The sequence below is a fragment of the Paraburkholderia unamae genome (assembly GCF_003268775.1).
GTDB lineage: Bacteria > Pseudomonadota > Gammaproteobacteria > Burkholderiales > Burkholderiaceae > Paraburkholderia > Paraburkholderia unamae.
The window spans coordinates 1-13354 of sequence record NZ_QLSU01000011.1; the positions used below are offsets into that span (position 1 = coordinate 1).

A 13354-nucleotide genomic window follows, 5' to 3' on the forward strand; every position below is an offset into this window, starting at 1 on the left:
GATTGTGCAATGCTGGCAGCGAGCCTGGGAGCACGTCACGCCGTTCTTCGTGTTTCCACCCGAGATTCGACGGGTTGTGTACACGACCAACGCCATTGAGAGTCTGAACATGCAGCTACGCAAGATCATCAAGACCCGGGGCCACTTCCCCACCGACGAGGCTGCCATCAAACTACTCTGGCTGGCGCTGCGCAATGTGCTGGCCAAGTCGGTACGGGCAACCTTCGACTGGAAATCCGCGATGAACCAGTTTGCCATCCTGTTTGGCGAGCGCTTTACGCTCGCCCGAGGTTAGGATCTGTTAAACCGCCTTGCACACAAAAATGCGGATAGGTTCCTTGTTTTCGTGTCGGTCTGCCAGCGTTGCCCCTGTGCGGGGCGGCACCTACTTTTCTTTGCAGCGGCAAAGAAAAGTAGGCAAAAGAAAGCCGCTCAAACCGCTAGTGCCTGCCACCGTTCACCCCGCGCCACCCCAGATAGTGGCTCCGGAGCGTCTGTCACCACGCACCTTTGAGCGGAGTGACAAAGGGCTCATCCTTCCGGCGGCGCTACGCGCCCCGAAGGGCATAACCAAAACCACAAACCCCGCGTAGGCAAGGCGGGTTTCCCTTGTCGACCTTTCCGCAGCGCGCGAAGCGAGCGGCGGGAAGTATGACTGCCTTGTCACCAGGTTCAAGGGTGCGAGGTGACAGACGCTCCGGAGCCACTATCTGGGGTGGCGCGGGGTGAACGGTGGCAGGCATTGGCGGTGTGAGCGGCTTTCTTTTGCCTACTTTTCTTTGCCGCTGCAAAGAAAAGTAGGTGCCGCCCCGCACAGGGGCAACGCTTGCAGACCGACACGACCACAAGGAAACGCGAAAACCCCAGGCCCAGCCACCAAAAAAATCAGGCAGCCAAAGGCAACAACCCACCCAACAACTCCCGCACCCGCGAAAGATCCCGATTAAGCGCCCCAGCGCCCTGAAACAGCTCAGCGAGCCAGTCAACAAACACGCGCACCCGCGGCGAAACCTGCCGCGACTTCACAAACGCGACCGAAACCGGCGTAGGCAGCGGCTTCCACTGCGGCAGCACCTCGACCAGCGCGCCGCTCTCCAGGTAAGGTTGCGCCGCGAGTAGTGGCGGCTGGATCAGCCCATAGCCCTGCAAACCGCAGGTGAGATAGGCGAACTCATCGGAAACATGCACGAAGCCGTCCACTTTCACCTTGGTCGGGCTGCCGTCCACCTCGAAATCGAACTCGTAAGGGCGTCCAGTCAGCGGCGAAAGAAAGTTGACGACAGGATGCTGCGCGAGGTCATCGAGCGTCCCTGGCGCACCGCGCCGCGCGAGATAAGCGGGACTCGCGCAAGTCACGTGCTCCAGCACGCCCAGGCGCCGCGCCGCAAGCCCCGAATCGGGCAGCTCGCCCAACTGGATGCTGCAATCCACGCCTTCGCCGACCAGATCGACGTTGCGCAGGCTCACGCCGATCACGAGGTCGATCTGCGGGTAGCGCGCGTGGAACTCCGCGAGCGCGGGCAACACGATCGCATTGGCGATCAGGCCCGGCATCTCCACGCGCAGTCGTCCGCCGATCGCGCCGGGCGACTGGCGCACGCTCGCTTCGGCATCGTCGATGTCGGCGAGGATCTGCGCGGCGCGCTCGTAGTAGGCCGCGCCTTCAGGGGTGAGTGAAAGACGCCGCGTGGTGCGCACGAGCAATTGCGTGCCAAGCAGCGATTCGAGGTTCTGCATCAGTGTGGTTGCGCTGGCGCGCGGCATATCGAGTGACTGCGCGGCTTTGGTGAAACTGTTGGTGTCGACGATGCGGACGAACGTGCGCATCGCCTGGATGCGGTCGATCACGGGCGAGCTCCTGGTAATGGGCTTGAGGCTTGAACGCAATCCGCGCTGCTGCAAAAAGGTGAGCCGCGTAGCGATGAATGCGCTTCGCGGTGCCGGCGTCTCGCGGAAAGCGACGCGCAGCGGTTAAACAGCGATGACGATCAGATGGCGGCGAATGTGACGCCGGCTCGACTACGGGAGGCCAAAAAAAGAAGGCCTCGAAGCGGGAGGGCTGGCGGCCCGTCCTGAATGGACGGCCCGGCGGGGCAGGGTGTGACGTCGGCGTGCGCGGTGCGCGACGGGCAGTGCGTAGTGCCCGCGCACGCCTTGCGCGTTACTTGCGCAGCGAATCGAGGTCGATCACGAAGCGGTACTTCACATCGCTCTTGAGCATGCGCTCGTAGGCGTTGTTGATGTCCTGCATCTTGATCATTTCGATATCGGACGTAATGCCATGCTTGCCGCAGAAGTCCAGCATTTCCTGGGTTTCCGCAATGCCGCCGATCAGCGAGCCCGCGAGACGGCGGCGCTTCATGATCAGGTTGAACACTTGCGGCGACGGGTGATCGTGCTCGGGCGCGCCCACCAGCGTCATCGTGCCGTCACGGCGCAGCAGTTCGATGAACGGGTTGAGGTCGTGCTGCGCGGCCACCGTGTTCACGATCAGGTCGAAGCTGTTGGCGTGCTTCGCCATTTGCTCCGGGTCCTTCGAGATCACCACTTCGTCCGCGCCGAGGCGCTTGCCGTCTTCGATCTTCGAGGGCGAGGTGGTGAACAGCACCACGTGCGCGCCCATCGCATGAGCGAGTTTCACGCCCATGTGGCCGAGGCCGCCGAGGCCCACGATGCCGACCTTCTTGCCCGGGCCCGCGCCCCACGTGCGCAGCGGCGAAAACGTGGTGATGCCCGCGCACAGCAGCGGTGCGGCGGCGGCTGCGTCGAGGTTCTCCGGCACGCGCAGCACGAAGGCTTCGTCCACCACGAGCTGCGTGGAGTAGCCGCCGTAGGTCACGTCGCCGCTCACGCGGTCGTTGCCGTTATAGGTGCCGACGAAGCCGTTCTCGCAATACTGTTCGAGGCCTTCCGCGCAGCTCGCGCAGGTGCGGCACGAGTCGACGAGGCAGCCCACGCCGACCAGCTGGCCCACCTTGTACTTCGTGACGCCGTGGCCGACTTCCGCCACGCGGCCGACGATCTCGTGGCCCGGCACCACCGGGAACATCGTGTTGCGCCATTCGTCGCGCGCCTGGTGCAGGTCAGAGTGGCACACGCCGCAGAACAGCACGTCGATACGGACGTCGAGTTCGCGCAGGTCGCGGCGCTGGAATTCGAACGGGGCGAGCGGCGAGGCGGCGTCGCGGGCGGCATATCCGTAGGTGGGGTACATGTGTTGGCTCCTTGGTGCATGGGTGTTGCGGCAGGGTTCCCATCGTAAGGATCGAGGGCGACCCAGGGAATACCTGAAGCTATCGAAGACTTGCCTGATTCTCCTGGCGCTCAGCACGCCAGCAGGTTCGGTGATAGATTGGCAAGCCTGTTTCTCTGCCTGATTCACTTTTTTGGGGCACAACCGTCATGGGCTACGTCAAAACTCTCGCGGCGGCCGCCATTGCGCCGGCCGCCGCCACCCAGGCCCGCACCGTCGATCTGCTCATGCAGATCACGCAGTGCGACGGCGTGCACACGACGCCGATCGAAGGCGTGCGGCTCTATCGCGGCAGCGAGAGCCATGGGCGCAAGCCGGTCATGTACGAACCGAGCATCTTCATCGTTTGCCAGGGACGCAAGCGCGGCTTTCTCGGCGATCAGGTGTTCGTCTACGACGCGCAGCAATATCTGGTCCTCTCGGTGCCCATGCCGTTCGAATGCGAGACCGAAGCGAGCCCCGAGGTGCCGATTCTCGCCATCTCGATCCGCGTGGACCTCACGACCGTCGCCGAGCTGCTGATGGCGCTCGACGACCGGCGAGGCCCGGTTTCCGAGCCCTCGGGCATCTACGCCACGCCGCTCGACGCGACGCTCTCGAACGCCGTGCTGCGCCTGCTCGAAGCGCTCGCGCAGCCCAACGAGGCACGCATACTCGGGCCCGCGATCGTGCGCGAGATTTGCTACCGCGTGCTGACGGGCGAGCAGGGCGACGCGATCCGCGCGGCGCTCACGCACCAGCATCAGTTCGGCCGCATCGCGAAGGCGCTGCGCCGCATTCACACCGACTACGGCGGCGACCTCGACGTCGAGACGCTTGCTTCGGAAGCGGGCATGAGCCTCGCCGTTTTCCATGCGCACTTCAAGGCCGTCACCTCGACCTCGCCGATGCAGTACGTGAAAACCACGCGCCTGCATCATGCGCGCCTCCTGATCACGCACGACGGCCTGAACGTGAGCGCGGCGGCCACGCGCGTGGGCTACGAGAGCGCTTCGCAGTTCAGCCGCGAGTTCAAGCGCCTGTTCGGCATGAGCCCCGCCGACGAAATGCGCCGCGCGCGCAGCGCGGCCGTGGCCGTGACGGTGGTGGTGGCGCCCGCGCCGCGCGTGGAAATCGTGCCGCCGCGCTACGTCACGGCCGTTTGATCCCGCCTCGACATTCGCTTGCACGGCGGTTTGCGTGGACAGCCGATTCGTACATCGAAGCAATGACAAAAGGATGACGCTCGTGAAGAAGCCTTGCCTGCTGGTCCTGATTCCGCTCGTTGAAAGCGATCACGTCGAACTCGGCGAGCGGTTCGAGGTGATCTACGCGCCCGACGCCGATACGCGCGCGCAAGCGGTGGCGCGGCACGGCAAGGACGTGCGCGTGGTGCTCACCAACGGCACCACGGGCCTCACCGCCGACGAAATCGACAGCATGCCCGCGCTCGAACTCGCGGGGGCGCTCGGCGCGGGTTACGAAAATCTCGCGCTCGACCACGCGCGCGAACGCGGCATCGCGCTGTGCAACGGAGCGGGCGTCAATGCCGACTGCGTGGCCGATCATGCGCTCGCGCTGCTGCTTTGCGCCGTGCGCGCGGTGCCGCAGTTCGACGCGGCGTGCCGCACGGGCGTCTGGCGCGACGCGCTGCCCATGCGGCCCACGGTGTCGGGGCGCAGGCTCGGCATTGTCGGCTACGGGCATATCGGCGAGAAGGTCGCGCGGCGCGCGGCGGGCTTCGGCATGGAGCTCGGCTATCACAGCCGCCGCCCGCGCGAAGGCGCCATGGCGCGCTATTTCGAAACCTTGCTGGCGCTCGCGCAATGGAGCGACTTTCTCGTCGTCGCAACGCCGGGCGGCGAGCAAACGCAGCATCTGATCGATCGCGCCGTGATCGAGGCGCTTGGGCCGGATGGCTTTCTCGTGAACGTCTCGCGCGGCAGCGTGGTCGACACGGCCGCGCTCGCCGTGGCGCTCAAAGCCGGCACGCTGGGCGGCGCGGGACTCGACGTGTATGAGGGCGAGCCGCAGCCGCCCGCCGCGCTCATCGGCCTGGACAACATCGTGCTCACGCCGCACGTGGCCGGCACGTCGCCCGACGTGCGCACTGCAACGGTGCGCCACTTCGCAGCCAATGCCGCGCGCCATTTCGCGGGCGAAGCGCTGCTCACCCCGCTCTAAGCGCGCGCACCGGCGCACGACCTTCTCCCCGACGGCGGCCAGCGTATTGCCGCCTTTGTGCACGCCACCGCGCACGAACGGTGGCGCGGCATCGTATCATTGCATTCGTGCGAGCCGGAATGGCTATTCCAGCGGCCGCCAACGACGAAAACGGCCATGAACCTGTCGTGACGGCATGCTCGTCGTGCTTCGCGCGACGACCGGGCCGCGACGACCGGGCGGGGAATTCAAAGGCTCAATAATGAAAACGCTGATCGGGGCGCTGCAAGAACACGCGGCCCACGTGGTGAACCGCTTCTACGAGGAACTGGGGCGCCTGCCCAAATCCCGCCGCATCCTCGAAATGCTCTCGGGCGCGGAACTCGCGCATCTGAAGTCGCGCCAGATCCAGAATCTCCTTGCGCTCGCCAACCTCGGCCTGACCGCGCGCGAGCACGCGGAGATGGCGCAGCGCATCGGCCGGATTCACGCGATCGTCGGTCTCGACAAGGAAGAGCTGGTGCGCAGCCGCGGCATCCTCCAGGAGCTGTTGTACGCGGAGGTCGGCCGCACCGTGAGCGCGCAGCAACTCTCGCTCTACACGCGCCGGCTGACTTCCGATCTGGCGTGGCAACTCAAGGCGTATCAGGACGTGCAGGATTCACAGCAGGAAGCGCTGTTGCGCATCACGCGGCTCGTTTGGGAAGCGGGCACGTATACGAACTTCATCGACCAGGTGATCGCGACGCTCGCGGCTCACGGCGAGGTGACCGCCTGCACGATCGGCCGTCCCGACGCCGAGGGGATTTTCCATTTCGAGGCCGGCTCGGGCGGCAAGACCGAGGGCGGCATGCTCCAGGTGCTCGTCGCGCATGACCAGGTCATCAGCGTGCGCGCCGATCACCCGCAAGGGCAAGGCGCGGTGGCCCGCGCGTGGCGCAGCGGCAAGCCCGAGCGCGTGGTCAACTACCAGACCGATCCGCTCGTCACGGCCTGGCGCGAGGTCGCGGCGCGCGAGGGCGTGCGCTCCTCGGTGGCGATACCGCTGGCGGCGCCCGGCCAGCCGCCGCTTGCCGTGCTCAGTTTGTATAGCGCGTTTCCTGGCGGCTTCGTCGGGCCCGAACAGGTGGCGTTCGTCGATTTGCTGCAAACGCTGCTGGGCTGCGCGGCCATGCGCATCCCGATCCACGACGGCATGAGCGCGGCCGTGCCGGTGAGCGTGCGCCAGCACTGGGCGGCGCTCGTGCGCACCGGCGCGCTGCAAATGCACTATCAGCCGCTGCTCAATCTCTCCACGGGCCGGGCGGAAAAGGTCGAGGCGCTGGCGCGCCTGCGCGACGGCGAGCGTTTGCTCGTGCCCGACGATTTCCTCTCGGCGCTTTCCTCCGACGACCTGCTCGCTCTCTTCACGAGCGGCCTCGACCAGGCGCTGGCCGACCGCGCGCGCTGGCGCGCGCAGGGCCGCGATCTCGACATCTCGATCAATCTGCCGCCCGCGGCGCTCAACGACATCCGCTATTTCGAGGCCACTCGCGGCGCGCTCGTCACGCACGGCTGTCCGGCCGCGCGGCTCACGCTCGAAGTTCTGGAGAACGAAGCACTTTCACTGATTCAGGGGCAGCGCGGGATTCTCGCGAAGTTCCGCGAGCTTGGCGTGCTGCTCGCGCAGGACGACCTGGGCGCGGGGCATAGCGGGCTCACCCGCCTGCGCGAACTGCCGTTCGACTGGATCAAGCTCGATCGCGAGATGGTGAAGCTGAGCGGCGGCGACGCGTTGAACACGCTGCGCGTGATTTACCAGTTGACGCGACTTGGGCATTCGCTGGGCCGGCAGGTGCTCGCCGAGGGCGTCGACACGCTCGACCTGCTCCACGCGCTCGCGATTCTCGGCGTGGACGGCGCGCAAGGCTTCGGTATTGCGAAGCCGATGGAGGGCGCGCGCCTGCTCGAATGGCTCGACTGCACGCCGGACTTCGTCGCGAGCGTGAGCGCCGAAGCTGACGCCGGAGCCGGGCCGGGCAAGGAAAGCCTGCTTGCGCGTCTTGCGCGCTTCGTGATCTGGGAGGAGCGCATGCTGATGATCGCCGCCCTGCCGCAGGCCTCGCGCGATCTGTTGCAAGCCTTGACGCGCGAAGATGGCGAGGGCGGCGGCGTGCCGCTGGCACAATCGCTTGCCGGATTCGGCAACATTCTGCCGCCAGGCCCGCGGCGCGATGCGTTGCATCGTCAGGTGGTCGGCGCGCTGCTCGCCGAAGGCGCCGGCAGCGAGGCGTGGCGCAATGCGCTGCGTGCGCTGATGGAGGCCATTACGGGCGATGCATGAGGTTCGCGGCCGCTACGCCGCTTACCCGTTTTTGTGCAAATCGATAAGGATTGCAGAAGAGAGGTCTACGCGGTGTGCCCAAGCTGCCGCGAAATTTCCGTACAGCACTCGCGCAGCGCCTTGGCGACGGCGCCGTCCCAGCGCGAGTCGAATCCGTCCGCCGGTCCCATCACCGTGATGGCGAGCACGATGTTGCCGAGCGCGTCGAACACGGGCGCGCTGAACGCGTTGATGCCGGGAATCGGGTCGCCGATCGTGCGCGCCATGCCGTGCTTGCGGTTTTCCACGAGGTCCGCTTCGAAACTCGACTTCGAGCGCTTCTTGTCCTCGTGCAGCGCGAGCCGTGCGGCGTCGCTCGCGAGGAACTGCTCAACCACCTTGGGCGGCAGATAGCTCGCGAACAGCCGCCCCGTCGCGGTATTGCGCACCGACATCACGGCGCCCACGCGCAGGTTCACATGCATGGGCTGCGGCTCCACGAGCTGCACGATGGTCGGCCCGAGATTGCCCCACACCGCGCCCGCCACGCTCTGTTCGGTGCTCGCCGCAAGCTGTGCGATGCGCGGCGCGGCCTCGCGCACGGGGTCGAGCTGATAGAGCTTGGCGAGGCCGACCTGGAGCGCGAGCGGCCCGAGCGCATAGAGCCCCGTGGCCGGGTCCTGCGTGACGAAGCCCACCTTCATGAAGCTCACGAGATAGGGGTGCGCCTTGCCCACCGTCATGCCGGCTTCGCGCGCGAGCTCGCGCAGCGGCAGCGGCTTGAGTTGGCTGGCGAGCGCGACGAGCAGCGTGCTGCCGATCTCGACGGACTGGATGCCGCGACGCGGCTTGTCTTCCAAAGCGGCCATGCGACGAAAAAAGAAAGAGAAAAACGGGGCCAATTTTAGCATCTGCGACTGCGCCCGACTCGCACCGGCTGACCGCTCGTTTTCGATAATAACGAATGCGTTGACTATTATCGAATGCGTGCTAGACTCGTTTCCACAGAATGAAAAGGCGTTGGCGGCGCAAAAAAGCGGTCGCGGCGCCGCGCAAAGGAGACAGCATGGGGACGCAGAGCGTCGAATGCGATGTGCTGGTTATCGGCACGGGCGCGTCGGGCATGGCCGCGGCGATCACGGCGCAGGCACGCGGCCTGAACGTGCTGATGGTCGAGAAAGAGGCCCGTATCGGCGGCACGACGGCGCGCTCGGGCGGCTGGCTCTGGATTCCGGGCACCTCGCTCGCGAAGGCGCAGGGTATCGAGGAGCCCGAAGGCGCGGCTGCGCGCTATCTCCAGCATGAAGCGGGCAAGCATTACGACGCGGCGCGCGTGGGCGCCTTCCTGCGCCACGGCCCCGAAGCGGTGGACTTCTTCACGTCGCAAACGGCGCTGCAATTCGACATGCCGCCCGTGTTTCCCGACTATCACGCCGAAGCGCCGGGCGGCCTGCAAGGCGGGCGCTCGATGCTCACGCGCCCGCTCGACGGCCGCGAACTCGGCGCGCATATCGGCGAACTCGCGCCGCCGCTGCCGGAGTTGACCGTGTTCGGCATGATGCTCGGCTCCGGCAAGGACATCTGGCATTTCATGCGCATGTTCCGCTCGCTCGAATCGTTCGCGTGGGCCACGCGGCGCATGGCGCGCCACGGCCTCGACGTGCTGCGCCACGGGCGCGGCATGACGCTCACCAACGGCAATGCGCTGGCCGGGCGGCTCTATCGCTCGGTGCTCGATCGCAAGATCGCGGTCTGGCGCTCGACGGCGGCACAGCGCCTGATCGTGGAGCACGAGCGGGTGGCGGGCGCGTGGGTCGAGCGCGAGGGCGCGCGCATTGCGGTGCGCGCGCGGCGCGGCGTGGTGCTCGCCTGCGGCGGCTTCCCGCATGACGTTAGCCGCCGCGCGCAATTGTTCGCTCATGCGCCCGACGGCCATGCGCACCACAGCCCGTCGCCCCAGGCGAATACCGGCGACGGCCTGCGCCTTGGCGAATCGACTGGCGGCTGGGTCGATCCGACCATTCCCAATGCGGCGGCCTGGGTGCCGGCCTCGGTCACCACGCGCAAGGACGGCACGGCGGGCGTGATGCCGCATTTCATCGATCGCGCGAAACCCGGTGTGATTGCCGTGACCGGCAACGGCCGCCGCTTCACGAACGAAAGCAACTCGTATCACGACTTCGTTCAGGCCATGGTGCGCGCCTGCGCGGGGCAGCGTGAAGCGGGCGCGTGGCTCATTTGCGATCACCGCACCGTGCGCAAGTACGGCCTGGGCTGTGTGGCGCCCGCGCCCATGCCGATCGGCCGTCACCTGCGCAGCGGCTATCTGAAGCGCGGGCGCAGCGTGGCCGAGCTTGCCGCGCGCATCGGCGTGGAGCCTCATGCGCTCGAAGGCACGATTGCTCAGTTCAACGAACCGGCGCGCCGCGGCGAGGACCCGCAGTTCGGCAGGGGCAGCGCGGCCTACAACCGCTACCAGGGCGACGCCCTGCACGAAGGCCCGAACCCGTGCGTCGCGCCCATCGAGCACGGCCCGTTCTACGCGATCAAGCTCGTGATCGGCGACATCGGCACGTTCGCCGGGCTCGCCACCAATGCGCACGCCCAGGTGCTCGACCGCCGCAACACGCCGATCGAAGGCCTCTACGCCGTCGGCAACGACATGGCGAGCATCATGGGCGGCAACTATCCGGGTGCGGGCATCACGCTCGGACCCGCGCTCACGTTCGGCTACGTCGCGGGGCTGCATCTCGCCGGCGCGCTCAATGACGAGGCCCGCGAGGCATTCGCTGAATCCGTTTCATCACACGACCAGTAACACGCCGCATTCAGACGGCTGCTTCAAGGAGACTCCCGATGTCCGCCCCAATCCCGACGTCCGCATTCGCACCCGGCGATGCGCTGGGTGTCGACGACCCGCAATCCCAGTCGCTGTACCGGCGCATTTCGCTGCGCATCGTGCCGTTCCTCTTCATCTGCTACATCGTGTCGATTCTCGACCGCAGCAACATCGGCTTCGCGCAGTTGCAGATGAAGCAGGACCTCGGCATTACCGATGCGATGTACAGCCTTGGCGCCGTGCTCTTTTTCGTGGGTTACGTGGCGTTCGAAGTGCCGAGCAATCTGCTCTTGCGCCGCTTCGGCGCGCGCCGCACGTTCGCGCGCATCATGCTGCTGTGGGGCGCGATTTCGGTCGCGATGATCACGGTGGCGAGCGCGCGTCAGTTCTACGTGCTGCGTTTCCTGCTGGGCGTGTTCGAAGCGGGCTTCTTCCCGGGCGTCGTGCTGTATCTGACGTTCTGGTTCCCGTCGAAGCGCCGCGCGGCCGTGCTCTCGGTGTTCTACGCGGGCGTGGCGGTGGCGGGCATGGTGGGCGGCCTGCTCTCGGGTTCGATCATGCGCGGCATGGACGGCGTGATGGGCCTGCACGGCTGGCAATGGATGTTCGCGCTCGAAGGCGCGCCCGCCGTGCTGCTCGGCGTGATGGCGTGGTTCTGGCTCGTCGATCAGCCCGAGCGCGCAAGCTGGCTCTCGACGGCGGACAAGGAGCGCCTCGCCGCCGACCTCGCGGCAGAACGCCAGCGCGCGCCGGTGCACGGTTCGCATTCGCTCGGCGCGGCGCTGCGCAATCCGCATACGTACCTGTTCTCGTTCATCTACTTCTCGCTGACGTCGGCGCTGTTGCTGCTGCTGTTCTGGATGCCGCTCATGATCCGCGAGTTCGGCATCAAGGACGTCGTGCATATCAGCCTGCTCTCGATCATTCCGAACGCCATCGGTGCGGTGGGCGTGATCCTGATCGCGCGCCACTCGGACCGCAAGGGCGAGCGCCGCTGGCACTTCGCCTCCTGCGTGGCCGTGGCCGCGCTCGCACTGTTACTCATGACGGTGCATTTCAACAGCCTCGCCGTGATGCTGGGCCTGCTTTCGCTCGCGGCGCTGGCCATTTTTTCGGCGCATCCGGTGTTCTGGGCGGTGCCGTCCACGTATTTCAGCGGCACGGGCGCGGCGGGGGCGATTGCGCTTATCAGCAGTATCGGCGTGTCGAGCGGCATGATCAGCCCGTGGGTGATCGGGCAGATCCGTACGCTCACAGGCAGCATGGATTACGCGCTGTATCTGATCGCGGCGCTGCTCGTCGCCTGTGCGGGGGCGATGCTGGCGGGCGTGAAGCCGGCCATGTCGCGCTGAGGCGGGATTTGATGCGTTAAGCGAAGCGGGCGCCCTGGAGGCGCCCGCTTCGCTTTTTGGGCCGCTTATTCCGGCAGCGCCAACGACACCTCGGCCTGCGCGGACGATGACTGCTTGCGCTGCAACACCGCGATGCACACGAGCGAGACGGCGGCGAGCGCGCTATAGAACAGCGCGAGCGGCCCCCATTGGCCCGGATAGTCGTGCGCGAGCAGCGTGCCGACAAGCGGCGTGAGGCCGCCCGCGAGCGCCGCGCAGCATTGATAGGAGATCGAAATAGCCGAATAGCGCACGCGCACCGGGAACGCATTCGTCATGAAACCCGCCATGACCGCGTACGAACTGCACATGCACATCACCGCGATCGCAATGCCGATCACGATCGCCACCGGCCGCCCCGTCGAAACGAGCACGAACATCGGGTAAGGCGAAATCATCGCGAGCGCCGCGGCGAGCACGAGGAAGCGCCCCGTACCCACGCGCTGCGCGAACCAGCCGGAAAAAAGCTGCGTGAAAAGCTGGATGAACGCGACGACGAACAGACAGTCGAGAATGAGCCCGCGGTCGAGGCCGAGTGTTTGCGTCGTGTAGTTCAGCATGAACGTGTTGACGAACCACGCGCCTGCCACGCCGATCACGTTCGCGCCCAGGCACAGCAGCACGGTGCGCCACGAGTCGCGCAGCACTTCGACGATCGGCATGGCGGCGGTGCGCCGTTGCGTTTTGATCGCCTCGAATTCCGGCGATTCGCCCACGCCCGAGCGGATCAGCAAGCCCACCACGAGCAGCACGGCGCTCGCGATGAAGGGCAAACGCCAGCCCCACGAAAAGAGCGCGTCCTTGTCCAGATGCGCGACGCTGCGAAACGCGAGCAACGCGAGAATCAGCCCGGCGGGGCTGCCGAGTTGCGCGAACGAGGCGAGGAAGGTGCGCTTCTCCCTGGGCGCATGCTCGCCCGCCATCAGCACCGCGCCGCCCCATTCGCCGCCTATCGCGATGCCCTGCGCCACACGCAGCAGCACGAGCAGGGCGGGCGCGAGCGCACCGGCGCTTGCGTAGGTGGGCAGAAAGCCGATGCCCACGGTGCCGACGCCCATGATGGACAGCGTGGCGACGAGCGCCTTCTTGCGCCCGATGCGGTCGCCCAGGTGCCCGAACACGAGCCCGCCGAAGGGGCGCGCGAAAAAGCCCACGGCGAAGGTGCCGAACGAGGCGAGCGTGCTATAGAACGGCTCGTGCGAGGGGAAGAACAGCTTGCCGAAAATGAGCGCCGACGCCGTGGCGTAGATATAAAAGTCGTACCACTCGATGGTGGTGCCGACGAAGGCGGCAAGCGAGGCGCGGGCGGGCTGGCGCGCGGAGGTGCCGGTAGTGGCATTGAGGCGGGTCATGCATGTCTCCTGGATCGGGGTTGAGCCGGCTTGGGCCGGTCTGTATTCCGTTGCGGTTCGACGAAGCGTTGGCGG

General features: G+C 66.5%; 10 protein-coding genes. 6 read left to right on the plus strand and 4 right to left on the minus strand.

The window, feature by feature from the left end:
• A partial coding sequence (locus tag C7401_RS18990; protein WP_146757927.1) for a transposase occupies positions 1–295 on the plus strand: 295 nt, incomplete at its 5' end.
• 590 nt (positions 296–885) lie between these two features.
• Here the strand turns inward: C7401_RS18990 and C7401_RS18995 are convergent.
• Both C7401_RS18995 and C7401_RS19000 read right to left on the minus strand, forming a co-directional pair.
• Entirely contained in the window at positions 886–1848 is a 963-nt protein-coding gene (locus C7401_RS18995) for a LysR family transcriptional regulator (protein ID WP_112172942.1), read from the minus strand.
• A 313-nt stretch (positions 1849–2161) separates the two neighbouring features.
• Positions 2162–3214 (minus strand): NAD(P)-dependent alcohol dehydrogenase, encoded by a 1053-nt coding sequence (locus tag C7401_RS19000; RefSeq protein WP_112172943.1) that lies wholly within the window; start codon positions 3212–3214, stop codon positions 2162–2164.
• 188 nt (positions 3215–3402) lie between these two features.
• Here C7401_RS19000 and C7401_RS19005 point away from each other — a divergent pair, with 188 nt between their 5' ends.
• From C7401_RS19005 to C7401_RS19015, 3 genes are all read left to right on the plus strand, one after another.
• Complete coding sequence (locus C7401_RS19005) at positions 3403–4398, plus strand: AraC family transcriptional regulator (RefSeq protein WP_112172944.1); 996 nt, start codon at positions 3403–3405, stop codon at positions 4396–4398.
• A 73-nt stretch (positions 4399–4471) separates the two neighbouring features.
• Positions 4472–5416 (plus strand): 2-hydroxyacid dehydrogenase, encoded by a 945-nt coding sequence (locus C7401_RS19010; RefSeq protein ID WP_112172945.1) that lies wholly within the window; start codon positions 4472–4474, stop codon positions 5414–5416.
• A gap of 241 nt (positions 5417–5657) precedes the next feature.
• The gene (locus tag C7401_RS19015; RefSeq protein ID WP_165841868.1) at positions 5658–7718 is read left to right on the plus strand and encodes an EAL domain-containing protein; all 2061 of its coding nucleotides are present in this window, start codon (positions 5658–5660) and stop codon (positions 7716–7718) included.
• A gap of 65 nt (positions 7719–7783) precedes the next feature.
• On the opposite strand, the gene C7401_RS19020 is transcribed toward C7401_RS19015, so the two are convergent.
• Positions 7784–8566: an IclR family transcriptional regulator gene (locus tag C7401_RS19020; protein ID WP_112173178.1), complete on the minus strand. Its 783-nt coding sequence runs from the start codon at positions 8564–8566 to the stop codon at positions 7784–7786.
• Positions 8567–8763: 197 nt separating this feature from the next.
• Between C7401_RS19020 and C7401_RS19025 the strand changes: the two genes are divergently transcribed.
• Both C7401_RS19025 and C7401_RS19030 read left to right on the plus strand, forming a co-directional pair.
• Positions 8764–10515, plus strand: coding sequence for an FAD-dependent oxidoreductase (locus C7401_RS19025; protein ID WP_112172947.1), 1752 nt, complete (start codon positions 8764–8766; stop codon positions 10513–10515).
• 38 nt (positions 10516–10553) lie between these two features.
• A complete protein-coding gene (locus tag C7401_RS19030; RefSeq protein ID WP_112172948.1) occupies positions 10554–11888 on the plus strand; it encodes an MFS transporter in 1335 nt (444 codons plus the stop codon).
• A gap of 65 nt (positions 11889–11953) precedes the next feature.
• Here the strand turns inward: C7401_RS19030 and C7401_RS19035 are convergent, their stop codons facing one another.
• Positions 11954–13279, minus strand: a complete 1326-nt coding sequence (locus tag C7401_RS19035) for an MFS transporter (protein WP_112172949.1) — start codon at positions 13277–13279, stop codon at positions 11954–11956.
• Positions 13280–13354 lie beyond the last annotated feature (75 nt).